Raw genomic sequence first — 24,378 nt, 5'->3', positions numbered from 1 at the left:
TTCCTGCCGTTTCTCTATCATTCGGCGTCCGGGTCGGGTCCGCCGGGAATCCTGGTGGTTTCCGTGTGGGCCGATGCCCATCAACGAATCGGTAAACAAGAATGAAAACATCGCAGGCATCCATGGCGGTTCCCGGTCCTGAGCGGCTCAAGGGCATACGCCGTGGCATAGAAAAGGAGGGCCTGCGCGTGCTGCCTTCCGGCAGCCTGGCACTGACGCCGCATCCCCTGGCGCTGGGCTCGGCGCTCACGCATCCGCACATCACCACCGACTACAGCGAATCGCAGATCGAGCTGATCACCGGCGCGCGGCTGGGCGTGCAGGAATGCCTGGACGAGCTGGTGCAGATCCACCAGTTCGTGCTGCGCAGCCTGCGCGATGCGGGTGGCGAGATGCTGTGGTCGTCCAGCATGCCCTGCCAGCTGCCCACGGACGAGACGATTCCGCTGGCGCGCTACGGCTCCTCGCACTCGGGCCGCTCCAAGAGCGTGTACCGCATGGGGCTGGGCCACCGCTATGGCCGGCGCATGCAGACGATTTCGGGCATCCACTACAACTGGTCGCTGCCCGGCGTGACCAGCGACCAGTATTTCTCGCTCATCCGCAATTTCCGGCGCCATGCCTTCGTGCTGCTGTACCTGTATGGCGCGTCGCCCGCGCTGTGTCCCTGTTTCGTCGAGGGGCGCGAGCACCGGCTGCAGCCGCTGGGCAATACGGGCCAGGCGCTGTACCTGCCCCACGCCACCTCGCTGCGCATGGGACGCCTGGGCTACCAGAGCGATGCGCAGGCCAGCATCAACGTCAGCTACAACGGCCTGGAAGGCTATGCGAATTCGCTGTACGACGCGCTGACCCAGCCCTATCCCGCCTACGAGATGCTGGGCGTGCGCAACCCGGGCGGCGACTACAACCAGCTGGGCACGGGCCTGCTGCAGATCGAAAACGAGTTCTACGGCACCATCCGCCCCAAGCGCACCGTCAGCCGCGGCGAGCGCCCGCTGCACGCGCTGCGCGAGCGCGGCGTGGAGTATGTGGAAGTGCGCCTGATGGACCTCGATCCCTTCGAGGACGTGGGCATTGCCGCGCCCACCATGCGCATGCTGGACGTGTTCCTGCTGCACTGCCTGAACGCCGACAGCCCGCCGGATACGCCGGACGAGATCGCGGAACTCAAGCACAACCAGCACCTGACGGCCGAGCGCGGCCGCGAGCCGGGCCTGCAACTGGTGCGCGCCGGCCGAGAAGTGCCGCTGCGCGACTGGGCCCATGAAGTGCTGGACCAGTGCCGACCCTACGCCCAGGCGCTGGACAGCACCCACGGCACGCAGGACTACAGCACCGCCCTGGCCCAGGCGCTGGAGCGCCTGGAGCACCCCGAGCGCACGCCGTCGGCCCATGTGCTGGGCGAGCTGACGGGCGCATACGGCAACAGCTTTGCGAACTTCACGCTGGCCCGGTCCGAGCAGGCCCGCGACTCGCTGCTGGCCCTGCCCTGGAGCCAGGCGCAGCAGCAGCGCTTCGAGCAATGGTCGGCGCAGTCCGTGCAGGAGCAGCGCGACATCGAGGCCGCGGACACGCTGTCGTTCGAGGAATGGCGCCTGCGCTACATGGCGCCGGAGAACCTGCGCTGAGCGCGCTTCAACCCCGCCCGGCGCCCAGCGCCTGGCCTGCGTCCTCGCACCAGAACAGCACGGCGTCGTAGAAGCCCTCCCAGACGCAGCCGTTGCAGCCGCGGCCGCAGCAGCTCGTGGGCTGGGGCGGCGCAGGGCGCAGTGCAATGCCTGCGGCCTGGGCGCGCTGCTGCCACAGCTGGATCTGCGACAGCGCCTGCTCCAGCGACCCCTGCACCATGCTCAGCGCCGCGCCTTGCTGCGGCGCACCGCAAACAGCACGATGAAGGCCGTGCCCAGCAGCAGGGCGAACCAGCCGACCAGGTACGACTGGGCCATCATCTGCACGATGCCCCCGGGCGCCATGAACTGTGGCGCCAGCAGAATCACCAGCCCGATCACGGCGCAGGTCACGCCCTTGATCAGCAGTTCGATGTCTGCCTTGCGCGAGGCGGAGCGGGACGAGGGGGTATCGGGCAAGGACATGGGCAGTGAGGCTGGGCGTAAAAGCGGGGGACAATTGCGGCTTGCGCAAGAAAAAATGGAAGTCTGCGGGTTGCGCCGGGGCGCCGCGCGTTGTTGCATCCTGTCTGCGCAAGCCATGAATTATCCTTGCGCCCCTGCCAGTCCCCCCGTTTCCCAGAAAGTAATCCCATGGCCATACAGTGGTTCCCCGGTCACATGAATCTCACGCGCAAGGTGATCACCGAGCGCGTCAAGGAAATCGATGTGGTCATCGAAGTGCTGGATGCGCGCCTGCCGGGGTCGAGCAGCAACCCGCTGCTGCAGGAGCTGACGGGCCACAAGCCGCGCCTGCAGGTGCTCAACAAGCAGGACCTGGCCGATGCCGCGCGCACGCCGCTGTGGCTGGACTGGTACAACGCCCAGAGCGACACGCGCGCCATTGCGCTGGACGCCTCCGAGCCCGCGCCCACGCGCCGGCTGATCGAGGCCTGCAAGCTGCTGGCGCCGAACCGTGGCGGCATGGCCAAGCCCATGCGCGTGCTGATCTGCGGCATCCCCAACGTGGGCAAGTCCACGCTGATCAACTCCATGAGCGGCAAGCGGCAGGCCAAGACGGGGGACGAGGCCGGCATCACCAAGCTGGAGCAGCGCATCGTGCTGGCCGACGACTTCTACCTCTGGGACACGCCCGGCATGCTGTGGCCGCGCATCATCGTCGAGCAAAGCGGCTACAACCTGGCCGCCAGCGGCGCCGTCGGCCGCAACGCCTATGACGAGGAACTGGTGGCGCTGGAGCTGCTGGGCTATCTGCAGAAGAACTACGCGGACATGCTGGAGGCGCGCTACAAGCTGGGCCTGGACAACGAACGCATCGCCGCCCTGCACGACGACGAGCTGCTGGACGCCATCGGCCGGCGCCGCGGCGCCATGATGGGCGGCGGACGTGTCAATGTGCAAAAGGCGGCCGAGCTGGTGCTCACGGATTTCCGCGCAGCGGTCCTGGGCCGCATCACGCTGGAGACTCCCGAGGAGTACGCGCAATGGCTGGCCGTGGGCCAGCAGCGCGATGCCGAGCGCCAGGCGCGCAAGGACGCCGTCAAGGCGCGCAAGCGGCCGCCGCGCGAGCGCAAAAGCGCGCCCTGAACCGGCGCCCGCATACCCTGTTTGGTGCAAGAGCGCGTCCGACCGGGGCGGTGGCACAACCACCACAGCCGCAGGCGGCGCCGACCGCTAGCATGTTGAGTGTTCTTTCTCTGTTGGGGCTTTTTCATGCGGCGTCATCGAGTCGAGGCGGAAACCCATTTGTCCCTGCGCAGGGTGGTCCTGGTGGGCAGCATATGGATCACCAGCCTCACCGTGATGCTGGCCATGGCGCTGCTGATGCAGGACCCCGTTCCCTGGCTCAGCGTGCGGCTGAACCTGGTTGCCGCAGGCGTGAGCTTCGGTGCCGTGCTGCTGGGCTGGCGCCGGCACTGGCGGCTGGCCTCCAATGTGCTTGTCTGGGGCACCTGGACGGCGGCCGTGACCGTGGTGGCCGCCACGGGCGGCGTGCAAAGCGGTTCGGTGCTGGCCTTTCCTGCCCTGCTGGTCATGTGCGCCTGGGTGCTGGGCGTGCGCACCACGCTGGTCATGCTGGTCCTGTCCGTGCTGACCATGGCCGGTTTCTGGGTGGCGGGCCGGGAAGGCGTTGACTGGATCGGCCAGCGCGAGACCTCGCCCGTGTTCTCCATGCTCTACTTCGTGGGCATGCTGGGGCTGACGGGCACGGTCACGCTGATGGCGCGGCGCAGCCTGATCCGCCGCGCCCAGGAGCTGCAGGACACACTGGGCGCGCTGGAGCAGCACCAGGACGATCTGCGCAAGTTCTACCGCGCCGTGGAGCAGAACCCCGAGAGCATCGTCATCACCGACGTGCACCAGAACATCGTCTATGTGAACGAGGCCTTTTTGCAGCGCACGGGCTTTGCGCGCAACGAAGTCCTGGGCCAGCCCACGCACCGCTACTCCACCATGGGGCTGGATGCTCCGGCCTGGGAAGAGGCGCTGCACCAGCTGGGCCGGGGCGCGCTGTGGCGTGGCCAGATGACCAACCGCACGCGCCAGGGCGAGGACCTGCCCGAGGCCGTGCTCGTGGCGCCGATACGGGCCTCGGACGGCAGCATCGTCAACTATGTGGAGCTCAAGCAGGACCTGTCCGAGCGCATGCGCGCGGAGCGCCAGATCCATGCGCTGGCGCATTTCGATGCGCTCACCGGCCTGCCCAACCGCCTGTCGCTGACCCAGCGGCTGCGCGCGCTGGCGCGCGAGTTCCGCGAGGGCGGCAAGGGGGGCGAGCCGCGCCACGGCCTGCTGCTGCTGGACATGGACCGCTTCACGGCCTTCAACGACGTGCGCGGCACGGTGCGCGGCGACGCGCTGCTGGGCGCGCTGGCGCTGCGCCTGGCCGATGCCCTGCCCGACGGCGTGCTGCTGGCCCGCATGGGCGCCGACGAATTCGCCGTGCTGCTGGAGAAGGCAGGCCACGAGGCCGCCGAGGTCGACCAGCACATGCGCGCCCTGGCCCAGGTGCTGCAGGACGCGCTGGAGCGGCCGCTATGGCTGGAGGAAACCGGCGAGGAAGTGCAGGCCAGCTGCAGCATTGGCGCGGCCAGCTTTGCCGCCTCGCGCACCGACAGCGGCGGCCATGACGTGCTGCGCCGCGCCGGCGTGGCCCTGCACCAGGCCAAGCAGGCCGGTCTGGGCCAGGTCGTCATCTTCCAGCCCGACATGGCCGAGGCCGTGGGCAAGCGCTTTCGCATCGAAAAGGACCTGCGCCGCGCCATCCCTGCCGGCGAGCTGCAGCCCTACCTGCAGTCCCAGGTGGACCGCATGGGGCGCTGCGTGGGCGCCGAGGTGCTGGTGCGCTGGAACCATCCGCGCCTGGGCATGGTCGAGCCCGGCGACTTCATTGCCGTGGCAGAGGAGTCGGACCTGATCGTGCAGCTGGGAGACTGGATGCTGGAGCAGGCCTGCCGCATGCTGGTGCGGCCCGAATTCGTGCAGCACGGCTGGCGGCTGTCGGTCAACGTCAGCTGGCGGCAGTTCCGCCAGCCCGATGTGGTGAACAAGCTCAAGCGCATCCTGGCCACCACCGGCGCCGACCCGCGCCGGCTGACGCTGGAGGTCACGGAAAGCGTGGTCATGCGCGACGTGGACGAGGCGCGCGAGCGCATGACCGAGCTGCAGCTGCTGGGCGTGGAGATGGGGCTGGACGACTTCGGCACCGGCTATTCATCGCTGGCCTATCTGCAGCGGCTGCCGTTCCGTGAACTCAAGATCGACAAGTCCTTTGTGCAGGACTGCCATGCCTCGCCCGGCAATGCCGCCATGGTCGAGGCCATTTTGCTCATGGCCCGTCGCCTGCACCTGCGCGTGGTGGCCGAAGGGGTGGAGACCGAGGAGCAGGCCGGCACCCTGCGCGCCTGGAACCAGGATGTGCTGTTCCAGGGCTACCACTACGGCCGGCCGCTGCCTGCCGCCGAGTGGGTGGATCTTCAAGTGGGGGCGGCCGGCGTGTGAGGCCGTAGGCACGCCAGGGTGGCGGCCCTGGCGCGGCCTGTTCAGTCCCTGGCCTGGTTGGCGGGCTGCTCCAGCCAGCGGCGCGCCAGCAGATCCCAAAAGCGTGCGCCACGTCCCAGGTTGTCGTCGTTGAAGTCGTAGCCGGGATTGTGCAGGCCCACGCCGGGCTGGCCCGTGGCGGGACCGTTGCCTATCCAGCCATAGGCGCCGGGCACGGCCTCGAGCATGAAGCCGAAGTCCTCGGCCGTCATGGCCGGCAGGATGTCGGCGTGGGTGCGGTCCTCGCCCACCGCCTCGCGCATCACATCGGCCATGAAGCGGGCCTCGTGCGCGTGGTTGGTGGTGTTGGGGTAGCCGGGCCTGAGGATGAACTCGGCGCGGCACAGATGGGCCGCCGCCACATGCTCGCTGATGCGCTGCATGCCTTCGATGAACATCTGCTGCGTCTCGGTCCTGAGGGCGCGCACCGTGCCGAAGATGCTGGCCTCGTCGGGAATGATGTTTTCCACCGTGCCGCTGGTGATCTTGCCCACGGTGAGCACGGCGCTGTCCAGCGGATCGGTGCTGCGCGACACCAGGGTCTGCAGCTGGCCGACGATGGCGCAGGCCACGGGAATCGGGTCCAGCGTGGTGTGGGGCATGGCAGCGTGCCCGCCCTTGCCGTGCACGCGGATCTCGAAACGCAGCGTGGACGCCATGATGGGCCCCACGCGCACCGCCATTTCGCCGGCAGGCAGGGCAGGCCAGTTGTGCAGCGCGAACACGGCCTCGCAGGGGAATCGCTCGAACAGGCCATCGTCCATCATGGCCTTGGCGCCTGCGCCGCCTTCCTCGGCGGGCTGGAAGATCAGGTGCACCGTGCCATCGAAATCGGGCTGCTGCGCCAGCAGCGTGGCCGCACCCAGCAGCATGGTGGTATGGCCGTCATGGCCGCAGGCATGCATGCAGCCCGGGTTCTGGCTGGCGTGGCCGAAGGCATTGAGTTCCGTCACCGGCAGCGCATCCATGTCGGCACGGATGCCGAGGCTGCGGCCCGGGTTGGCGGCGCTGCGCCCCCGGCCGTGGATGCTTGCCACCACGCCGGTCCGGCCCAGCCCGCGGTGCACCTGCAGCCCCAGCGCCTGGAGATAGGCCGCCACCTTGTCGCCGGTGCGGTGCTCCTCGTAGCGCAGCTCGGGGTGGGCATGCAGGTCGTGGCGGAACTTCAGCAGGGAGCCGAGATGGGGGGTGATGTCGGGTGTGGATCGCATACAGGGGCCGCGACGGCCTGCACGCCAAGCGGGTCCGCAGGCGGTCGCAGCAATTCAATGACAAGGCGGACATGATAGGTCCTGGGGTTTGCCTATGCCGTCTGCCGCGCCGATAGGCCTTGTGCTGCCGAGGCTTTGCGCTACGTTCTTTGATAGCTGCCCGCGCAATGCCCTGGCCCGGGAGTTGGCGCAGATGCAGGGGAATGGCGCCAGGACCGACAATCGCCCCCATCATGAAAAACACCATCCTGCCCCTGCAATTGTTCGTGCGCCCCGAGCATGACGATCCCCAGCCCCTGATCCTGTACCACGGCCGCCGCTGCCCGGACGGCTATGGCGCGGCGCTGGCGGCCTGGCTGTTCTACGGCGGGCAGGCCGAATTCCGCGGGCTGGACCATGGCGAGATCCAGAAGGCCGACGACCTGGGCGAGCTGGCCGGCCGCGCGGTCTACGTGCTGGACTTCGCCTTCGAGCCCGAGCTGATGGCCGAGATCGAGTCGCGCGTGTCCAAGCTCGTGGTGCTGGACCACCACAAGAGCGCTGCCGAAAAGCTCACCGGCTACCAGTGCCGCTGCGGCGTCGTGCACTTCGACATGAACAAGTCCGGCGCGCGCCTGGCCTGGGAGTTCTTCCAGGCCGACAAGCCCGTGCCGGGCCTGATCCGCTTCATCGAGGACCGCGACATCTGGAAGTGGGAATTCGCCGAGAGCGCGGGCTTTCTCGCGGCGCTGGACATGGAGCCGCGCAGCTTCGAGCGCTGGGCCGAGATCGCGGCCTTCACGCCCGAGCAGGAAGCTGCCTTCATGGCACGCGGCGGCGCCATGGACGAGAAATTCCAGAAGCTGTGCGCCGACATTTCCGAGTCCGCCCAGCCCCTGGTCTTCAACGGCATGCAGGGCCTGATGGTCAACTGCCCCGGCATGTTCCACAGCCAGGTCGGCGACCTGCTGGCGCGCCAGAGCGGCAGCTTCGCGCTGATGTGGCATGCCAGCACCAAGGGGGTGAAGGTCGGACTGCGATCGCGCTCGGAGTTCAACTGCATTGCGCTGGCCGAAAGCTTCGGCGGCGGCGGCCATGCCCAGGCCTGCGGCTTCAAGATGGGCAACGAGCGTCTGGTGGAGCTGCTGTCGGGCGTGCTCAAGGCCGATGCCTCGGCCGACTACGCCTACGTGGCCGCGCCGCTGATGGAGCAGCCTGAAACGGGCGCGCCTGCCGAAGCTGCCTGATCCAGCCCGGCCGTCGCCGGCAGGCCCGCACAGGCCTGCCAGCCGGGCAGGGCGCACAGCGCGCGCCATTGCTGCACCTCGGGCACATGGCCCAGCCGGCTCCAGTCGGCCTCGAAGCGCAGCGGCTCGCCCGTCATCGGGTGCGCCAGCTCCAGCGCATGGGCATGCAGCCACAGCCGCTGCAGGCCCAGGCGCTCGGCCCACCAGCGGTTCAGCGGCCCCTTGCCATGCGTGGCGTCGCCAATGATGGGATGGGCCACATGCTTGAGATGGCGGCGTATCTGGTGGCGGCGGCCCGTGGCAGGCAGCGCCTGGACCAGCGAAATCCGCGTGGCCGCATGGCGCGGATCAAAGGCCTCGGGCCATTCGAGCCGGGCCAGGCAGCGCAGCGCAGTCCGTGCGGGCTGGGCTGGCGCGTCCTCGGGCGCATCGTCGGGTCGGAGCGCGTGGTCCACCTCCACCGCATCGGGCAGCCAGCCGCGCACCAGCGCCAGGTATTGCTTGCGCACTTGCTGCCCGGCAAACGCCTGGCCCAGCCGCTGCGCGGCCTGGGCATGCAGGGCCATCACCAGCACGCCGCAGGTGCCCTTGTCCAGCCGGTGCGCAGGGTGCACATGGCAGCCCAGCTGGTCGCGCAGGGTCTGCAGCACGAAGCGCGTCTCGTGCGCGTCCAGTCCCGTGCGGTGCACCAGCCAGCCTGCGGGCTTGTAGACCGCCACCAGGTGCTCGTCGCGCCAGAGGATGTGCAGCGGTGCGTCGCCGCACTCCGAGGGCAGCGGCTGGGCGATGGGGGATGAGGGCTGGGACATGAGGGCGTGAGTGTAGGCGCTGCTGTCCACCACGGCCCACGACCCTCTCCCAATACCCCTGCCCAACATCGCCGCTCAGTACCCCCGCGCAGGGCAACGCAGTGCTGCCCGGCAGTGCACGACTGGCGGCTCCTTGGCGATGCAAGATCGCGCCTGGTTCTGCGCTGGCGCATGAGCCTCATTTTCGAGCCGCAGTTTTTGAACCTCATCGCAAAGGCACCGCACCGCATGGACCATCGCAGCACCGCTCCCATCCGCATCGCCATCGTCGGCCACGGCAACCTGGGCCGTGGCGTGGAGGCGGCCATTGCCCGCAACCCCGACATGGTGCTGGCCGGCATCTACACCCGCCGTGATCCGGCGCAACTGCGCCCGCTGCAGCCCGGCACGCCCGTGCACGGCATGGACAGCCTGCTGGCCCATCGCGCAGGCATCGACGTGCTGGTGCTGTGCGGCGGCTCCAAGGACGACCTGCCGCAGCAGTCCCCCGCGCTGGCTGCACATTTCAGCCTGGTGGACAGCTTTGACACGCATGCGCGCATTCCCGGGCATTTCGAGCTGGTCGACGCGGCGGCCCGCGCGGCGGGCACCACGGCGCTGATCTCGGCCGGCTGGGACCCGGGCATGTTCTCCCTGCAGCGCCTCATGGGCGAGGCCCTGCTGCCCGATGGCGCCTCCTACACCTTCTGGGGCAAGGGCCTGAGCCAGGGGCACTCCGACGCCATCCGCCGCATTCCCGGCGTGGCCGGCGGCGTGCAGTACACCATTCCCGTGGACGAGGCCGTGCAGCGCGTGCGCAGCGGCGTGCGGCCCGAACTGTCTGCGCGCGAGCGGCACCGGCGCGAGTGCTTTGTGGTGCTGGAGCATGGGGCCGATGCCGACGGCGTGCGCCAGGCCATCACCGGCATGCCGCATTACTTCGACGAGTACGACACCACGGTGCACTTCATCAGCGCGCAGGAGCTGGCCCGTGACCATGCGGCCATGCCGCATGGCGGCTTCGTCATCCGCAGCGGCAGCAGCTCCGATGGGCTGCGCCATTCCATTGAATACCGGCTGCAGCTGGACAGCAACCCGGAGTTCACGGCCAGCGTGCTCGTGGCCTACGCGCGCGCCGTGCACCGGCTGCAGCAATCGGGGCAGACGGGCTGCAGGACCGTCTTTGACGTGGCGCCCGGCCTGCTGTCGCCCAAAACTGCGCAGCAGCTGCGGGCCGAGCTGCTTTAGCCCTGGCCCACGCGGGCCGCGTCTTCCAGCCGGTCCACGTCGCGCAGCGGCTTGAACAGGGTCATCCAGCTGCCGACCACGCCCAGCGTGCACAGGCTGCCCACCACGGCGGCGGGCACCGCGCCCAGCCAGGCGGCGCTGGTGCCGGCACGGAACTCGCCCAGTTCGTTGGACGAGCCGATGAACAGCATGTTCACCGCGTTCACGCGCCCGCGCATGGAGTCGGGCGTGGAAAACTGCACCAGGGCCGAGCGGATGTACACGCTCACCATGTCGGCCGCACCCGCCAGCATCAGCGCCGCCATGGACAGCCAGAACCAGTGCGACAGCGCAAACACCAGATTGGCCACGCCGAAGATGGCCACGGCGGCGAACATCACGCGGCCCACATGGCGCTGTATGGGGCGGGCCGACAGCCACAGGCCCATGGCCACCTCGCCCACGGTCATGGACGAGCGCAGCAGGCCCAGGCCTTCGGGCCCGACCTTGAGCACCTCGTGCGCGTACACGGGCAGCAGGGCCACCACGCCGCCCAGCAGCACGGCGAACAGGTCCAGCGAAATCGTGCCCAGGATGATGGGGCGCGTGCGGATGAAGTGGATGCCTTCGCCAAAGCGCAGCCACAGCGAGCCGCCGGCCGGCGCCATGGCTTCGGCATAGCGCACGGGCACCGTGCCCAGCAGCAGCACGGCCAGCACCAGGGACACGCCGCAGACCGCATAGGTCAGCACGGCGCCGCCCCAGGCGTAGAGCAGGCCGCCCAGCACGGGCGCCGCGATGGCGGCCGTGCGCATCAGCATGCTGTTGGTGGCCAGCGCCTGGGCCAGTTGCTCGCGCGGCACGATCTGCGGCAGCAGGCTTTGCAGGGCCGGCCCTGTGAAGGCGCGGCTGCAACCGAACAGCACCAGCACCGCGTAGATCCAGTGCACATCGTGCGCGGCAGCGCCCTCGTGCCAGGACAGCCACAGCAGCAGCAGGGAGCACAGCGCCGCCACGGCCCAGCTGCCCGACAGCAGGCGCTTGCGGCTCATGCGGTCGCTGAGGTCGCCTGCCGGAATCAGCAGCGCCAGCATGGGCAGGAACTGGGCCAGTCCCACATAGGCCAGGGACATGGGGTCGCGCGTCAGGTCGTAGACCTGCCAGGCGACGACCACGGCCTGCATCTGCTGGGCGAACATGGACAGCATGCGCGCCATGACGAAAGGGACGAAGGCGCTGTTGCGCAGGCCGGCAGCGGGGCTGTCGGCCGAAGTGGGGGGAAGCGGGGAGGAGGGCAAGATCGGAAGTCCGTGGCAGAGCACGCGCAGTATCTGCGAAATGCCGCCGCCCTGCAGGCCGAACCGCCTGCGCCATGCTGCCGACGAAGGCATGCGGCCTGCTCCCACAAACACCGGGGACGCGGCGCGTGAACATGCCATCACGGGTCAGGCCAGAACCCCGCATCAGAGGAGCAACACACCATGTCCATGTTGTCCATGCAATACGCCGGCACCTTGATCGGGCGCGAAGCGGTCATCGATTTCCCCGATAGCAAGGCTGATGTGCGGTACACGCCGCAGGGCCAGATGGTCTGGCATGTGGTCGATTCCCTGGGCCATGTGTCCGACGGCTGCGAACGGCTCAGCTACCTGCAGGTCAGCGACAGCCTGCACTTCCTCAACTGGATCGAGAAAACCGGTTTCACCGTCAGCCAGGTCATAGACACGGCGCAGGGAACGGTGCAGGCCTTCTGGTCCTTTGCCGATCCGGCCAGCGAGGGCGGCCACCGGTCCTCCATGTTCGTCGAAGGCCGTTTCCGCTTTCGCTGACAACCCTGCCGGTGCTGCGTGAAACATTGCGGCGGCGGCGCAACATGCCTGTTTTTTGAGCGCCACCGGCAAAGCCAAGGCTGGCGCCGCAAACACGGGTTGTCCCGAAGCTTGTCCACAGGCAGGCCCACAGTCGCTGGGCATAACCGTCACGCCACCGTCATTTTCTTCGTCCAACGGAAAAGTTTCGTGGGATGTGTGCGTGTACTTTCGTCATGATTCAGGTTTTTCGTGGAATTCTGTTCCTGGATCCATCACCGGTGTGCAGCCGCCCGCCGCAGATCAAGGCCCGTGCCCCCGTGAAACATTGCGCGCCTGAGAAACAGGTCCGCAATGCCGCCGCTATGCTGGCCGCATGACCTGGCTGCTTATCGCATTGCATCTGCTGCTCATCGCGGGTTTCGGCCTGCGCATCCTTTTGCGTGACGATGTGCGCCCCGACGTTCGCATGGGCTGGCTCACCGTCATCGTGCTGCTGCCCTACGTCAGTTGCGCGCTGTACTACCTGTTTGGCGAAGTCACGCTGCGCCGCCGCGGCCGGGCCCGGTACCGCAAGGTGCAGGACTTCGCGGCAGGCGCTGCCATGGACCACGGCGCCGCCGTGCCGATAGCGGGCATCGCCCCACAGTGGCAGGCTGCCTTCGGCTATGCGGCCTCCATCAACCGCTTTGCCGCGCAGCCGGGCCACACCGCGCAGCTCATGGCCGATGGCGCCGAGGCCCGCGCCCGCATGCTGGCCGACATGGACGCCGCCCAGCATGAAATCAACGTGCTGTACTACATCTGGCTGGCTGATCACACGGGCACGGCCGTGGCCCAGGCGCTGGTGCGCGCGGCACGGCGTGGCGTGGTCTGCCGCGCCATGGTGGACGGCCTGGGCTCGCGCGCGCTGCTGCGCACCGACCTCTGGCAGCAGATGGCCCAGGCGGGCGTGCAGCTGGCCGTGGCCCTGCCCACCAGCCATCCGATCCGCGTGATGTTCACCAGCCGCCTGGACCTGCGCAACCACCGCAAGATCACCGTGATCGACCAGCGCATCACCTACTGCGGCAGCCAGAACTGCGCGGATGAAGCCTTTGCCGTCAAGGCCCGCTATGCGCCCTGGGTCGATGTCATGCTGCGCATGCAGGGTCCGGTGGTGGCGCAGATGCAGCAGGTGTTCGCCAGCGACTGGGCGCAGGCACGCAGCGTCGCCCAGATTCCTCCCATGCCGTTGGCTGTCCGGTCCGCAAACGGTCTGCCCGAGCGGCCTGCAGGCGGCTTTGCCGCCGTCGTCATTGCCGAAGGCCCGGCCGAGCGGCCCCGCTCCACCTCGCAGCTCGTGTCCACGCTGCTGGCCAGCGCACGGCGCGAGGTCGTGATCTCCACCCCTTACTTCATTCCCGACGCCACGGTGCTCGAGGCCCTGTGCGCCGCCGCCTGGCGCGGCGTGCAGGTCAGTCTCATCCTGCCCGCGCGCAACGATTCGTGGATCGTGGGCGCGGCCAGCCGCAGCACCTACCGCTACCTGCTGCGGGCCGGCGTCATGCTCCATGAATTCCGCCCCGGCCTGCTGCATGCCAAGACCCTGTGCGTGGACGGGCAGGTGGCTTTGCTGGGCTCCACCAACCTGGACCTGCGCAGCTTCGACCTGAACTTCGAGAACAATGTGCTGCTGCAGGACGAGGCCGTGACCCAGGCCATCCGCCGGCGCCAGGCCGACTACATCCGCCAGTCCGACCGCATCACCGCCGCCCAGGTCCACGCCTGGCCCTGGGGCCGGCGCATCTGGAACAACCTGCTGGCGATGCTCAGTCCGGTGCTGTGAGGCGCAGCCCACAAAAAAGGCCTGCGCAGTGCAGGCCTTCAGGGCTGTGGGGCAGCAGGCGCGCTCAGCGGCCCACGCGCTCGCTCTCGACCACCATGTCCAGCACATAGGCGTAGGCCGATGCGTCGGCCGGCACGTTCTGGCGCTTGTAGCGCTGGATGCGCAGCACGTTGCGGATGCCGGGCTCGTGCTTGTAGCCCTCGATCTCGCTGTAGAAGTTCTCCCACTCGCCGGTGGAGGTCTTCACGCCGTTGTCGCCGTAGCGGATCTCGCGCACGCGCAGGCACTGGAAGTCCTTGATCAGCGGGTGGTTGCAGGCCGTGCGCTGGGGCGCCACTTCCAGGAAGATGCGTTCGCCTGCGCTGCCGTACTGGGTCTGGGCCGTGGGCGAGCCGTCGAGCTGCCAGCGCGTGCCGTCGATGAAGGTGAGCGTCAGGCGCGCAGGCTGCTTGCCTTCGCCCAGTTGCACGGACCATTGCTTGGCCGTGGGCAGGATGCGGGCCACCTTTTGCTCCAGCGCCATCAATTGGTCGTCATCGCAGGCCATCAGCGTGCTGGCGGCGCGCTGGGTGGCGATGCGGTTGCCTTCGGTGCGGTAGCCCGTGGTCACCACGTTGCACAGGTTCTTGACGGCCAGGCGCTGGTCGGCGAACTCCAGTTGCAGGGGCCGCTTGCGCGAGGCGGCCGTCAGGAACCAGCTCTGGTCTTCGGTGCCCTGGGGCGTGAAGGCCTGGCGAAGACTCCAGTGGTAGGCGGTCAGCGATTGGGCGTCACCGGGCGGGCCGGCAGGAGCCGACACCTGGGGCTTGGCGCCGTCTTCGGCGTTGCCGCCCTTGTCGATATGGCTGCAGGCGCCGAGCCCCATGGTGACGATCACGGGCAGGCACCAGGTCCAGCTTGGCTTCATGTTGAGTTCCTTGGTTGATGGGTACAGGTACAGGCGCAGCGGCGGCAGGCTTGGGCAGCCCGGGTGCGGCATGAGCCGCACCGGCCCTGGCCGAACCGGGGCACCATAACGCAGATGGGCGGCGGTGCTTGTCAGAACGGGGCGCTATTCACATTCGTTTGCATCTATTTGATGCAGACGGAAAAACCGATTGCTGCAAAGTTGCCGGCCATTGCATTGCGCTCGGGTGAGAATAGGCGGCCAGCCGCCATGCCATCCGCAGGCAGCGGCACCGGAGCAAGGAGCAGGTTCGTGTATCGACGTTGGAGTGCAGCAAACAGGGTGCGTGGCATGCGCTGCGCAGGGGCTTTGGCCGTCATCATGGTGCTGGCGGGCTGCGGCTCGACGATTCCCCAGCATGTGCCGGTGCAGGAGAGCTTCGGCTCCACCGAGACCTTCTCGCGCATGTTCGATGCCTCGCCGGCCCAGACCTGCGAGGCCGCGCGCCGCGCGCTGCTGAGCCAGGGCTACATCGCCATGGCGCGCACGGCCGAACTCATAGAAGGCAGCAAGAGCTTCCAGCCCGACCCGGAGCTGAACCTGCAGATGAACATCCGCGTGGTCTGCGTGCCGGAGACCGCCGACGGCCAGGTCAGCATCGGCTTTGTCACGGCGCTGCAGGACCGCTATACCCTGAAGAAGAGCGCCAACTCGGCCAGCCTGGGCGTGGGTGCGCTGGGGTCCGTGTCGCTGCCGTTCTCCTCGGGCAGCGACTCCATGGTCAAGGTGGGCAGCGAGACGATTGCCAAGAGCGGCTTCTACGACAGCTTCTTCGAGCTGGTCTCGCGCTACCTGGCGCAGGACCGCGACTCCATCGCCGTGCCCACGCCGGTGGCGCCGCAGAACACGATTCCCTCGGCCGACCACTGACGCCGGCGGGCGCCACAGCCCCGTTCACGCCGCCAGGAACAGCGCCGGGTCCACCATGCTGCGGTTGAGCATCACGCCCCAGTGCAGGTGCGGGCCGGTGACGCGGCCCGTGGCGCCGACCTTGCAGAAGGCCTCTCCCGTGTCCAGCTGATCGCCCAGCTTGCACTGCACGCTGCTCAGGTGGCAGTACATGCTCAGCAGGCCGCCGCCGTGGTCCAGCCACACGGTGCCGCCGTTGAAGAAATAGTCGCCGACGTCCACCACCTTGCCCGGCAGCGGCGCGACGACGTTGGTGCCCGTGGCTGCCGCGATGTCCATGCCGCTGTGCGGATTGCGCGGCTGGCCGTTGAACACGCGGCGCAGGCCGAAGCTGCTGCTGCGCCGGCCCGGCACGGGCTGGCGCATGCGCAGGTCGCCGGGGCGTGCGGGCGGCTCGGTGAACAGCGCCATGATGGTCTGCTGGTGGGCGCGCTCACGCTGGTAGCGCGCATCGTCCTCGGGCGACAGGTCCACGGTCTTGGGCGAGACCTTCAGGCGCTGCTCGGTGTACTTCTTGTCACGCACCTCGTAGGCCAGGGAGCGCGCTGCGCCTTCGCCCTTCACGGTCACGCTGTGGGTGCCAGGTGCGGCCGACAGCGCAATGCCGACCACGGCCGTCCATTCGATCATGTCGCCCACCACCAGCACGGGCACGTCGCCGGCCAGTACCTGGGGCCGCTGGGATGCGGGCCCCAGCGACAGACGGGCCACGCCGCCGGGCACGCGGCTGTCATGGGGCCAGGGGGATTCGCTGGAGGGCGCTGCGGCCTTGGCGGCCCAGGAGGGAAGGATCAGGCCCGCGCCCGAGGCGCACAGGGATTGCACGAACAGTCGGCGGGAGCGGGGATTCGTCGTCGGTATCTGCATGGATGAAGCGGCGGGCTTGGCGCCGGCATGGGGCCGTTATCGATCGCCCCATTGTCCGCCAAGCGTGCGCCAAGCCAAACCTCTGCCGGGCCGTTCAGCGGTCCCGGCGTTCGTCACGTCCGCCGCGCCGTTCCTGCGGGCGGGATGCGTTGGCCATGCGCTGCTGCTGTTGGCGCTGCTCCTGCTGCGCGCGGGCCTGCTGCTGCTGGGCGCGCGCCTGGGCCTGCTGTGCCTGCTGGAGCTGCATGCGTTGCTGCTGCGCCTGACGCTCCTGCATCTGGGCCTGTCGTTGCGCTTGCTGCTGCGCCTGTTGTTGGGCCTGCATTCTGGCCTGCATCTGTTCCTGCGCACGGGCTTGTTGCTGTTGCTGTTGTTGCTGCAACTGCTGCTGGCGGGCCTGCATCTGCGCCTGTTCGCGGGCCTGGTCCCTGGCCTGCATCTGCATCTGTGCCTGGCGCTGGGCCTGTTGTTGCTGCCGTTGTTGCTGTTGCTGTTGCTGCCGCGACTGCTCCTCGCCACGCAGGCGGGCGGTCTGCATCTCCATCTGCTGTTGCTGCTGCTGGCGCATGCGCGCGGCATCGGCCATGGAACGGTCGCGGTCCTGCCGGTCCTGCTGCCGCGTGCCCTGCTGCGCGGCGGCAGACGACCACGAAGGCACGCGGGAATCGCGGCCCCGCTCGCCCGGCATGGCGGCAGCGGGCAGGGCGGCTGGCGGGCGCTGCACCCCTGCAGCCTGGGTCGAATGCGGAGCCTGCGGCCACTTGCCGAACTGGCCCGGCTGCGAGGCCGGCACCGGGTTCATCCTGGGCTGCAACGCTGCCTGCGGCCGGTCATCGGGCCGCAGGCCCGGGCGGCCGCGATCGGCGCCGTCATGCCGGGCAGATCCTTGCGTGGCGCCGGGCGGCAGCATGCCTTGGGAAGACGCCGGCGGGCCGCCCTGCGGTGGCCTCAGGCCCAGCCGCTGCGGCATGCCGCCATGCGCGGCGGCGGCCGCGCCTGCCATGCCGGCGGCGCCGGCCAGGGCCGCCGCGGCCATGCCGCCCGGGCGCGGATCGCCGCCCTGTGGCGGGTTGGGCGGGTTGCCGGCAGGGCGGGGCTCGACGTGCGGGTTGTTCGCGATGTGGGTGACGTTGCCACCGTTGTTGATCTGCGTGTTGCGGATGTTCTGCACCACCGTGGTCGAGCGTGTCACATAGGTGTTGTTGTTGTAGATCACGGCTGGCCGGCGCGAGGGCGGTGGCGGCGGCTCGTTGCGGTGCCAGCGGTAGCCGGGCTCGCCCCAGCGCATGCCCCAGGAGTTCCAGCCCCAGGGGCGACGGTCCACGGACTCGGCGAGGATCACGCCTGCGCCAAAGCCGATCAGCCCCGCCACCACGGGCGCGGCCGAACTGCCCACGTAGACGGGCTGCGGCGCCACGATGGGGCGGTAGCCGCCATACACCGGCAGCGGCTCGCCATACACCACACCCGGGTCGTACTGCGGCACATAGACGGTGTCGGGCTGGGCGGGAGTGATCTCGATGAACTGCGAGGGCGCATCGATCACCGGCACCGGCAGCATGGACGACAGGGGCTCGCCCATGTCCTGGGGCGCTGGCTGGGGATCGCGCGGCGGGGCGTCGGCCGCGGCCACGGCCACCTTGAGCCGGCTGGAGTCCTTGAGCGTACCGGCCTTGTAGGCGCGCTGGCGCATCACCTGGATGGCGTTCATCACGTCGGCCGGATCGTTGTAGTAGGCCCTGCCCAGGGCCGTGGTCCAGGGAATGTTGGAAGACAGCTGCGCCAGCACGTTGGGAAACTGGGCCAGGGACTTGACCGACGGGTCCCAGTCCTGGCCGTTGACGGCGTCCTGCAGCTCCTGGGGCTTGAGGCCCGGGTTCTGCCCCAGCCAGACCTCGGCGGCGCCGACCTGGTCGGGATAGGTGGAGGCGGCCAGCACCTGGGCCACGAGCTTGTCGGGGTACAGCGCAATGGGCGCCACCATCTGGTAGAGCGTCTCGGCCGACGGCGGCACATAGGCCACGGGCGTGGCGACGGGCTGGGCGCTTTCGGTGGCAGGCGGCAGCGGCGCGCTGGCGGCCTGCGGGGGCTTGTCCTGGGATTCGTTGCAGGCGCTCAGCGCCAGGGCGGCGGCCAGGCCCAGCACGCTCAGGCGCAGGGCGCCGGCGTGGGAAGCTGAGGGGGCCATGGTGCGTGCTCTGGGCACGGCGGATTGCAGCATTGCGTTCTCCTGGGCAGGAACGCCTTGCGCGCCGAAGCGGCAAGGTACATGTCATTTGAACGCCAAAGTGCGCGCTGCGTTGACACCGGCGTGTCAGCCGATGCCCCCAGTCCGCGCAACTTCTGTGACGCGGTGTTTACCCAGGCGGAATCAGGCCGCGATCAAGCCGCGAGCAGGCGGGCCTGGTAGCTCTCGGCACCCTTGGACCAGGCCAGCAGGCGGTCGATGTTGGGGTGCTTGCCAGGGAAGGCGATGGCGTCCTGCGTGTGCTCGGCATACCACTCCAGGCCCAGTTCAGCGGCGGCGGGCGTGATGCTGCCGCCGTAGAGGGCGGCCAGCGCGTGGTACACGGCCAGGGAGCCGGTCTGGCCGGGCTTGTTCTCGATGGTGGCCACGACCTGGCCCTGGGCATCGGCCAGCTGCAGCGCGGCGAGGTGGGTGACGGTGGGCAGTTGCTGAAGGCGTGCGGAGAAGTTCATGCTGAAAGGCAAATCAAAGAAAGGAAGGCGGAGAAAGAACGATCGGCTCGGGGCGATCAGGCCTTGGCGGCAATCCACGCACACCAGAACAGGCTGGAGAAAAAGCGCTTGGCCTGAACGAAGCCGGCCTGGGCCAGCATCTGCTCCACTGCCTCTTCCGAGGCGGGTGGAGCCGCGCCGTGCCGGATCTTGCCGAGTTTCGCATGGACGGCGGCCTCGTCCGCGCCTGCCATGCGCCAGCGCATGGCCCAGGCGTCCAGGAACAGCGGCTCGCTGTCGTAGCGATGGCGATTGCAGGCCAGGATGAAGGGCGCACCCGGCGCCAGCCTGGCCGACAGGGCCTGCAGCAGCCTGAGCTTGTCCGCATCGTCAGGAATGTGGTGCAGCACGCCGATCAGCGTGGCCGCGTCGAACACCGTGCCGGCGGGCAGGTCCTCCACCGCACAGGGTGCTGCACGCACCTGGGCCGACAGGCCGGCGGCTGCGATGCGGTCCATGGTCTGGTCCAGCATGGGGGGCGAAGGGTCGGCGGCCGTGAATGTCCACTGCGGCCTGAGCCGCGCCGTGGCCAGGATTTCCTGGCCCGTGCCACCGGCGCCGCCAATCAGCACGGACTTCGGCCCGGCATCCAGGCTGGCTGCCAGCAGGCAGGCCGCCAGCTCGTGGCAGGCGTCGTAGCCGGCCAGGGCGATGCGGCTTTGCGTCTCGTACTCGGCCGCGCGGGAGGTGTCGAACTTGGCGGCGGAAGCCGCCTGTGGCAAGGCTTGGTTCATGGCCTGGAATTGTGCTGAGGCCATGGTCACTGCAAAAGCGCCGATGTGCGATGGCCCACCCCTGCAAAGCAGGATGGTGGGCCATCTTCGGGGGAGCGGTGCAGGTGCCCGCCAGCGGGCCGTGCGCCTACTTGCCCCAGGAGTCCTTGAGACCCGTTGCGCGGTTGAACACGGGCTTGCCCGGTGCGTGGTCCTTGCGGTCGGCCACGAAGTAGCCGAAGCGCTCGAACTGGAACTTGTCGTCAGGCTGTGCCTGGGCCAGCGACGGCTCCACGTAGGCCGTCACGACCTTGAGGCTGTCCGGGTTGAGCAGGGCCAGGAAGTCCTTGCCGCCCGCATCGGGCTGCGGGTCGGTGAACAGGCGGTCGTACAGGCGCACTTCGGCCTGCACGCCATCGGCCGCGCCCACCCAGGTGATGGCGGCCTTGACCTTGACGCTGTCGGCGCCCGGCGTGCCGCTCTTGGTGTCGGGCACCACGGTGGCCAGCACCTTGGTGACGTTGCCCTCGGCATCCTTCTCGCAGCCCGTGCACTCGATCACGTAGCCGCCCTTCAGGCGCACCTTGTTGCCGGGGAAAAGGCGCTTGTAGCCCTTGGGCGGCACTTCGGCGAAGTCCTCGCGCTCGATCCACACCTCGCGGCCCAGCGTGAAGCGGCGCACCGGCACCTGCTGGCCTTCGGCGGCGTGGGGCAGGGCGGGCAGCTCGCAGGCTTCCAGGTGGTCGGCGCTGCCGAAGACCTCGGCCCAGTTGGTCAGCTCCAGCTTCAGCGGGTCCAGGGCCACCATGCCGCGATGGGCCTGGTTTTCCAGGTCTTCGCGCAGGCAGCCTTCCAGGGTGGAGTAGTCGATCCAGGCGTAGTCCTTGGTCACGCCGATGCGCTCGCAGAAGGCCTGGATGCTCTGCGGCGTGTAGCCACGGCGGCGCAGGCCGACGATGGTGGGCATGCGCGGATCGTCCCAGCCGCTGACGATGCCGTTGTCCACCAGGTGCTTGAGCTTGCGCTTGCTGGTGATCACATAGGTCAGGTGCAGGCGCGAGAACTCGTACTGGCGCGGCTGCGGCGCGGCGATCAGGCCGCCTGCGCGCAGGTGGTCCAGCAGCCAGTCGTAGAACGGGCGCTGGTCCTCGAACTCCAGCGTGCAGATGCTGTGGGTGATGTGCTCCAGCGCGTCCTCGATGGGATGGGCGAAGGTGTACATCGGGTAGATGCACCACTGGTTGCCGGTGTTGTGGTGCTCGGCATGACGCACGCGGTAGATGGCGGGATCACGCAGATTGATGTTGGGCGATGCCATGTCGATCTTTGCGCGCAGCACGGCAGCGCCATCGGGCAGCTTGCCGTCGCGCATTTCGCGAAAGCGCGCCAGGTTCTCGGCCACCGTGCGGCTGCGGAACGGGCTGTCCACGCCGGGGCGCGAGAAATCGCCGCGGTTGGCCTTCATGTCGTCGGCGCTTTGCTCGTCCACATAGGCCAGGCCCTGCTCGATCAGGTACTCGGCCGCGCGGTACATGAAGTCGAAGTAGTTGCTGGCGAAGTACAGGTTCTCGTGACCGTCGGCTTCCTTCCAGCCGAAGCCCAGCCAATGGACGGCATCGATGATGCTGTCCACGTACTCCTGGTCTTCCTTCTCGGGATTGGTGTCGTCGAAGCGCAGGTGGCAGGCGCCTTGGTAGTCGCGCGCCAGGCCGAAGTTCAGGCAGATGGCCTTGGCGTGGCCCACGTGCAGGTAGCCGTTGGGCTCGGGCGGGAAGCGTGTGCGGATCTTCGCCACGTCCACCTGGCCCTGGTTGTGGTGGTCGCCATCACCGGGGCTTCCACCCCAGCGGCGCTGGGCGTAGGTACCGTTGGCCAGGTCGGCCTCGATGATTTGGCGCAGAAAGTTACTCGGTTTGACCGGATCTTTGGAGATGGGGGAGGCGTCAGCAGAGCTCATCGCAGCATTGTAGGCGCGCGCCTGCCGACCCGCTCCGGACGGCTTTCGGACAGCCGCGCCAGCCAAGGGTTGAGGCATTTGGAAACAAACTTGTATAAAAGCCTGCCATCCGTAGACCCCTGTCGCGCGTTGAGAATGCAGGGCGTATGCCGTCCCCCTGTGCCAAAGTGCGGGAAGGCGGCACCAGCGGCAATGCCTGCCACGCCTGTCCAACTTCGAGGAGAGACACCATGACAACGACAGCTTCCCCGTGGGTTGCAAGAGCAGCAGCAGCCGGCCTCGCATTGGCCGCCCTGGTGGCTTCGGGCGCCGCCCAGGCCCGGGGCGATGTGCACTGGTCCATCAGCCTGAATTCGCCGGGCATGTATGGCCCGCCCGTCTATGTGGCGCCGGCCCCCGTCTATGTGGCGCCGCCCCAGCCCATCTACTACGCTCCCCCGCCTCCGGTCTACTACGCGCCGCGCGCCGTCTACCGTGCGCCGCCCGTCGTGGTCGTTCCCGGCTATGGATACGGCTATCGCGGCGGCTACCGTGGCGGATACCGCCATGGCCATGGCCATGGCCATGGCCATGGTCACGGTCACGGTCACTGGCGCCGTTGAGCCGGACCGGGCTGGATTGACTTGTGCCGCCCTCCGGGGCGGCTTTTTCCGTGGAGCCAGCGTTGCGGCCGGGCCCGGGATGGCCCGCATAATCCAGCCCGTTGGAAACCTGGAGTGTCCCCGCCGTGAAAACCGTCTATGTCCTCAATGGCCCGAACCTGAACCTGCTGGGCCTGCGTGAACCCGCCATCTATGGCTCCCAGACCCTGGCCGATGTACGTGCGCTGTGCGAAGCCGCCTGTGCGCGCTACGGTCTGGCCCTGGAGTTCCGCCAGAGCAACCATGAAGGCGAGCTGGTGGACTGGATCCACGAGGCCGGCCGCGTGCACGCCGAAGGCCGCCTGGCCGGCCTGATCTTCAACGCCGCCGCCTACACCCACACCAGCGTGGCCCTGCTGGATGCCGTCAAGGGCACGGGCGTGCCGCTGGTGGAGCTGCACATCAGCAATGTGCATGCGCGCGAGAGCTTCCGCCACCACTCCTACCTGTCGGCTGCGGCGCGCGCCGTGATGTGCGGCTTTGGCGTGGCCGGCTACGGCCTGGCCATCGACGCCGTGGCCCAGTGGTGAACACGCCTGTCGCCATAGAGCGCCTGCGCGCCCGTGCGCGGCGCCTGACCACGCCGCTATCTGCCGCGCGGCCCGACGACGGCCACATGGTCTGGCATGTCTGGGGCGAGGCGCGCGCGGGCGTGCTGCCGGTGGTCATGCTGCACGGCGGCAGCGGCAGCTGGACGCACTGGCTGCGCTGCATGGACGCTCTGCTGGCCCAGGGCCGCCAGCTGTGGATACCGGACCTGCCGGGCTTTGGCGATTCCGATGGGGTACCGGGCGGCCAGGATGCCGACACCCTGGTCGAGCCGCTGCGCCAGGGCCTGCGGCAACTGCTGGCCGATGGCGCAGCGCCCGCCGCCCCGCTGTGCGATCTGGTCGGCTTCTCTTTTGGCGGCATGACGGCCGGCATGCTGGCCGCCGCCGACGGCACGCTGGCGCGGCGCCTGGTGCTGGCCGGGGCGCCCGGCATGGGCGTGGGCAAGGGCCTGGCCGTGCGGCTCAAGGGCTGGCGCCACCTGGCCACGCCCGAGGCGCAGGCCGTGGCCCACCGCTACAACCTGCAGGCGCTGATGCTGCATGACGCCAGCCTCATCGACGAGGACACGCTGGCCCTGCATGTGCTCAATGTGGAGCGCGACCGCCTTCCGCGCCGCCGCCTCTCGCACACCGATGTGCTGGCGCGTGCCCTGCAGGCCGTGGACGGCCCCGTATGGGCCATCTATGGCGAGCACGACGCGCTCTACCCGGGCCCGATGATGCAGGAGCTGGCCCAGGCCTTTGCACGCCATGCGCGCGACTTCCGCGGGCTGGCCCTGGTGCCCGGCGCGGGCCACTGGGTCATGCATGAGCGTCCCGATGCCTTTGTGGCGGCATTGGCCGCTGCGCTGGATGCCTGAGCGCATGCGCCCCATCGAGCTGCATGAGGTGCAGTGGACCGCCATGCGCGCCCAGGGCGCGGGCGGCCAGAACGTGAACAAGGTCTCCAGCGCCGTGCACCTGCGCTTTGACGTGCGCGCCTCGCGCCTGCCCGAGGCCGTGCAGCAGCGCCTGCTGGCCCTGCGCGACGGCCGCATCACCAACGAGGGCGTGGTCGTCATCAAGGCCCAGCAACACCGCACGCAGGAGCAGAACCTGCGCGCCGCGCTGCAGCGGCTCAACGTGCTGGTGGCCGCCGCCTATCCCGAGCCCATCCTGCGCCGCGCCACCCGGCCCACGCTGGGGTCGCAGCGGCGGCGCCTGGAAAGCAAGAGCCGGCACGGCGCCACCAAGGCCCTGCGCGGGCGCCCGCGCGACGATTGATCCGGATTGACCCGGCCAGCGCAACAATGTGT

The 24,378-nt window shown here is 68.8% G+C and carries 23 protein-coding genes; 12 read left to right on the top strand and 11 right to left on the bottom strand.

Annotated elements, in window-relative coordinates:
* The first annotated feature begins 101 nt into the window (after positions 1 to 101).
* The gene (gshA, locus tag DTS01S_RS25885) at positions 102 to 1,631 is read left to right on the top strand and encodes a glutamate--cysteine ligase (protein ID WP_017405584.1); all 1,530 of its coding nucleotides are present in this window, start codon (positions 102 to 104) and stop codon (positions 1,629 to 1,631) included.
* A 7-nt stretch (positions 1,632 to 1,638) separates the two neighbouring features.
* Here the strand turns inward: gshA and DTS01S_RS25880 are convergent, their stop codons facing one another.
* Both DTS01S_RS25880 and DTS01S_RS25875 read right to left on the bottom strand, forming a co-directional pair.
* Positions 1,639 to 1,851, bottom strand: coding sequence for an oxidoreductase-like domain-containing protein (locus DTS01S_RS25880; RefSeq protein ID WP_017405583.1), 213 nt, complete (start codon positions 1,849 to 1,851; stop codon positions 1,639 to 1,641).
* A gap of 2 nt (positions 1,852 to 1,853) precedes the next feature.
* Complete coding sequence (locus tag DTS01S_RS25875; protein WP_013803403.1) at positions 1,854 to 2,096, bottom strand: hypothetical protein; 243 nt, start codon at positions 2,094 to 2,096, stop codon at positions 1,854 to 1,856.
* A gap of 168 nt (positions 2,097 to 2,264) precedes the next feature.
* Between DTS01S_RS25875 and ylqF the strand changes: the two genes are divergently transcribed.
* Complete coding sequence (gene ylqF, locus DTS01S_RS25870) at positions 2,265 to 3,218, top strand: ribosome biogenesis GTPase YlqF (protein ID WP_016453899.1); 954 nt, start codon at positions 2,265 to 2,267, stop codon at positions 3,216 to 3,218.
* Between the two features lie 126 nt (positions 3,219 to 3,344).
* On the top strand, positions 3,345 to 5,633 hold the full coding sequence (locus tag DTS01S_RS25865; protein WP_026062425.1) for a putative bifunctional diguanylate cyclase/phosphodiesterase: 2,289 nt from the start codon (positions 3,345 to 3,347) through the stop codon (positions 5,631 to 5,633).
* 41 nt (positions 5,634 to 5,674) lie between these two features.
* Here the strand turns inward: DTS01S_RS25865 and DTS01S_RS25860 are convergent, their stop codons facing one another.
* Complete coding sequence (locus DTS01S_RS25860; RefSeq protein ID WP_017405580.1) at positions 5,675 to 6,883, bottom strand: M20 aminoacylase family protein; 1,209 nt, start codon at positions 6,881 to 6,883, stop codon at positions 5,675 to 5,677.
* A gap of 233 nt (positions 6,884 to 7,116) precedes the next feature.
* Between DTS01S_RS25860 and DTS01S_RS25855 the strand changes: the two genes are divergently transcribed.
* Entirely contained in the window at positions 7,117 to 8,109 is a 993-nt protein-coding gene (locus DTS01S_RS25855) for a DHH family phosphoesterase (RefSeq protein ID WP_017405579.1), read from the top strand.
* On the opposite strand, the gene DTS01S_RS25850 is transcribed toward DTS01S_RS25855, so the two are convergent.
* A complete protein-coding gene (locus DTS01S_RS25850) occupies positions 8,049 to 8,918 on the bottom strand; it encodes a pseudouridine synthase (protein WP_227469543.1) in 870 nt (289 codons plus the stop codon). The two genes, DTS01S_RS25855 and DTS01S_RS25850, sit on opposite strands and share 61 nt — an antisense overlap.
* A 228-nt stretch (positions 8,919 to 9,146) precedes the next feature.
* Between DTS01S_RS25850 and DTS01S_RS25845 the strand changes: the two genes are divergently transcribed.
* Positions 9,147 to 10,145: a diaminopimelate dehydrogenase gene (locus DTS01S_RS25845; RefSeq protein ID WP_061289598.1), complete on the top strand. Its 999-nt coding sequence runs from the start codon at positions 9,147 to 9,149 to the stop codon at positions 10,143 to 10,145.
* On the opposite strand, the gene DTS01S_RS25840 is transcribed toward DTS01S_RS25845, so the two are convergent.
* Positions 10,142 to 11,515 carry an MFS transporter gene (locus DTS01S_RS25840; RefSeq protein ID WP_016450471.1) on the bottom strand — a complete coding sequence of 458 codons (1,374 nt, stop codon included), beginning with the start codon at positions 11,513 to 11,515 and terminating at the stop codon, positions 10,142 to 10,144. The genes DTS01S_RS25845 and DTS01S_RS25840 overlap by 4 nt on opposite strands.
* Before the next feature lie 90 nt (positions 11,516 to 11,605).
* Between DTS01S_RS25840 and DTS01S_RS25835 the strand changes: the two genes are divergently transcribed.
* The gene (locus DTS01S_RS25835) at positions 11,606 to 11,953 is read left to right on the top strand and encodes a MoaF-related domain-containing protein (RefSeq protein ID WP_012204400.1); all 348 of its coding nucleotides are present in this window, start codon (positions 11,606 to 11,608) and stop codon (positions 11,951 to 11,953) included.
* Between the two features lie 355 nt (positions 11,954 to 12,308).
* Entirely contained in the window at positions 12,309 to 13,760 is a 1,452-nt protein-coding gene (cls, locus tag DTS01S_RS25830) for a cardiolipin synthase (RefSeq protein WP_061289586.1), read from the top strand.
* Between the two features lie 64 nt (positions 13,761 to 13,824).
* Here cls and DTS01S_RS25825 read toward each other — a convergent pair whose 3' ends face one another.
* The gene (locus DTS01S_RS25825) at positions 13,825 to 14,667 is read right to left on the bottom strand and encodes an META and DUF4377 domain-containing protein (protein WP_016450473.1); all 843 of its coding nucleotides are present in this window, start codon (positions 14,665 to 14,667) and stop codon (positions 13,825 to 13,827) included.
* Between the two features lie 330 nt (positions 14,668 to 14,997).
* On the opposite strand from DTS01S_RS25825, the gene DTS01S_RS25820 reads away from it, so the two are divergent.
* A complete protein-coding gene (locus tag DTS01S_RS25820) occupies positions 14,998 to 15,576 on the top strand; it encodes a DUF2242 domain-containing protein (RefSeq protein WP_016450474.1) in 579 nt (192 codons plus the stop codon).
* Between the two features lie 24 nt (positions 15,577 to 15,600).
* Here DTS01S_RS25820 and DTS01S_RS25815 read toward each other — a convergent pair whose 3' ends face one another.
* From DTS01S_RS25815 to DTS01S_RS25795, 5 genes are all read right to left on the bottom strand, one after another.
* Entirely contained in the window at positions 15,601 to 16,482 is an 882-nt protein-coding gene (locus tag DTS01S_RS25815; protein ID WP_016450475.1) for a peptidoglycan DD-metalloendopeptidase family protein, read from the bottom strand.
* Positions 16,483 to 16,576: 94 nt separating this feature from the next.
* Positions 16,577 to 18,703 carry a DUF3300 domain-containing protein gene (locus tag DTS01S_RS25810; protein ID WP_061289583.1) on the bottom strand — a complete coding sequence of 709 codons (2,127 nt, stop codon included), beginning with the start codon at positions 18,701 to 18,703 and terminating at the stop codon, positions 16,577 to 16,579.
* Positions 18,704 to 18,864: 161 nt separating this feature from the next.
* On the bottom strand, positions 18,865 to 19,182 hold the full coding sequence (locus tag DTS01S_RS25805) for a DUF2322 family protein (protein WP_016453887.1): 318 nt from the start codon (positions 19,180 to 19,182) through the stop codon (positions 18,865 to 18,867).
* Positions 19,183 to 19,238: 56 nt separating this feature from the next.
* Complete coding sequence (locus tag DTS01S_RS25800; protein WP_061289595.1) at positions 19,239 to 19,955, bottom strand: class I SAM-dependent methyltransferase; 717 nt, start codon at positions 19,953 to 19,955, stop codon at positions 19,239 to 19,241.
* Positions 19,956 to 20,082: 127 nt separating this feature from the next.
* On the bottom strand, positions 20,083 to 21,891 hold the full coding sequence (locus tag DTS01S_RS25795; protein ID WP_016450551.1) for a glutamine--tRNA ligase/YqeY domain fusion protein: 1,809 nt from the start codon (positions 21,889 to 21,891) through the stop codon (positions 20,083 to 20,085).
* Positions 21,892 to 22,121: 230 nt separating this feature from the next.
* Here DTS01S_RS25795 and DTS01S_RS25790 point away from each other — a divergent pair, with 230 nt between their 5' ends.
* The 4 genes from DTS01S_RS25790 (at position 22,122) to arfB (ending at position 24,346) form a co-directional block, all read left to right on the top strand.
* Positions 22,122 to 22,493 carry a hypothetical protein gene (locus DTS01S_RS25790; protein ID WP_061289581.1) on the top strand — a complete coding sequence of 124 codons (372 nt, stop codon included), beginning with the start codon at positions 22,122 to 22,124 and terminating at the stop codon, positions 22,491 to 22,493.
* A gap of 125 nt (positions 22,494 to 22,618) precedes the next feature.
* A complete protein-coding gene (aroQ, locus tag DTS01S_RS25785; RefSeq protein WP_016450549.1) occupies positions 22,619 to 23,062 on the top strand; it encodes a type II 3-dehydroquinate dehydratase in 444 nt (147 codons plus the stop codon).
* Entirely contained in the window at positions 23,059 to 23,943 is an 885-nt protein-coding gene (locus DTS01S_RS25780; RefSeq protein ID WP_026062445.1) for an alpha/beta fold hydrolase, read from the top strand. The genes aroQ and DTS01S_RS25780 overlap by 4 nt, the downstream gene beginning before the upstream one ends.
* Complete coding sequence (gene arfB, locus DTS01S_RS25775) at positions 23,936 to 24,346, top strand: alternative ribosome rescue aminoacyl-tRNA hydrolase ArfB (protein WP_017405644.1); 411 nt, start codon at positions 23,936 to 23,938, stop codon at positions 24,344 to 24,346. The genes DTS01S_RS25780 and arfB overlap by 8 nt, the downstream gene beginning before the upstream one ends.
* The last annotated feature ends 32 nt before the right edge of the window (positions 24,347 to 24,378 follow it).

This window comes from Delftia tsuruhatensis NBRC 16741, from assembly GCF_001571325.1.
Taxonomy (GTDB): Bacteria; Pseudomonadota; Gammaproteobacteria; order Burkholderiales; family Burkholderiaceae_C; genus Comamonas; species Comamonas tsuruhatensis.
The sequence above is the reverse complement of the archived record's forward strand: the minus strand, read 5'-3'. Positions and strand labels throughout refer to the sequence as shown.

Coding starts and splice junctions, on each gene's coding strand:
- gshA (WP_017405584.1), top strand. CDS start 102: ATGAAAACATCGCAGGCATCCATGGCGGTTCCCGGTCCTGAGCGGCTC.
- DTS01S_RS25880 (WP_017405583.1), bottom strand. CDS start 1,851: ATGGTGCAGGGGTCGCTGGAGCAGGCGCTGTCGCAGATCCAGCTGTGG.
- DTS01S_RS25875 (WP_013803403.1), bottom strand. CDS start 2,096: ATGTCCTTGCCCGATACCCCCTCGTCCCGCTCCGCCTCGCGCAAGGCA.
- ylqF (WP_016453899.1), top strand. CDS start 2,265: ATGGCCATACAGTGGTTCCCCGGTCACATGAATCTCACGCGCAAGGTG.
- DTS01S_RS25865 (WP_026062425.1), top strand. CDS start 3,345: ATGCGGCGTCATCGAGTCGAGGCGGAAACCCATTTGTCCCTGCGCAGG.
- DTS01S_RS25860 (WP_017405580.1), bottom strand. CDS start 6,883: ATGCGATCCACACCCGACATCACCCCCCATCTCGGCTCCCTGCTGAAG.
- DTS01S_RS25855 (WP_017405579.1), top strand. CDS start 7,117: ATGAAAAACACCATCCTGCCCCTGCAATTGTTCGTGCGCCCCGAGCAT.
- DTS01S_RS25850 (WP_227469543.1), bottom strand. CDS start 8,918: ATGTCCCAGCCCTCATCCCCCATCGCCCAGCCGCTGCCCTCGGAGTGC.
- DTS01S_RS25845 (WP_061289598.1), top strand. CDS start 9,147: ATGGACCATCGCAGCACCGCTCCCATCCGCATCGCCATCGTCGGCCAC.
- DTS01S_RS25840 (WP_016450471.1), bottom strand. CDS start 11,515: ATGCCTTCGTCGGCAGCATGGCGCAGGCGGTTCGGCCTGCAGGGCGGC.
- DTS01S_RS25835 (WP_012204400.1), top strand. CDS start 11,606: ATGTCCATGTTGTCCATGCAATACGCCGGCACCTTGATCGGGCGCGAA.
- cls (WP_061289586.1), top strand. CDS start 12,309: ATGACCTGGCTGCTTATCGCATTGCATCTGCTGCTCATCGCGGGTTTC.
- DTS01S_RS25825 (WP_016450473.1), bottom strand. CDS start 14,667: ATGAAGCCAAGCTGGACCTGGTGCCTGCCCGTGATCGTCACCATGGGG.
- DTS01S_RS25820 (WP_016450474.1), top strand. CDS start 14,998: ATGCGCTGCGCAGGGGCTTTGGCCGTCATCATGGTGCTGGCGGGCTGC.
- DTS01S_RS25815 (WP_016450475.1), bottom strand. CDS start 16,482: ATGCAGATACCGACGACGAATCCCCGCTCCCGCCGACTGTTCGTGCAA.
- DTS01S_RS25810 (WP_061289583.1), bottom strand. CDS start 18,703: ATGCTGCAATCCGCCGTGCCCAGAGCACGCACCATGGCCCCCTCAGCT.
- DTS01S_RS25805 (WP_016453887.1), bottom strand. CDS start 19,182: ATGAACTTCTCCGCACGCCTTCAGCAACTGCCCACCGTCACCCACCTC.
- DTS01S_RS25800 (WP_061289595.1), bottom strand. CDS start 19,955: ATGAACCAAGCCTTGCCACAGGCGGCTTCCGCCGCCAAGTTCGACACC.
- DTS01S_RS25795 (WP_016450551.1), bottom strand. CDS start 21,891: ATGAGCTCTGCTGACGCCTCCCCCATCTCCAAAGATCCGGTCAAACCG.
- DTS01S_RS25790 (WP_061289581.1), top strand. CDS start 22,122: ATGACAACGACAGCTTCCCCGTGGGTTGCAAGAGCAGCAGCAGCCGGC.
- arfB (WP_017405644.1), top strand. CDS start 23,936: ATGCCTGAGCGCATGCGCCCCATCGAGCTGCATGAGGTGCAGTGGACC.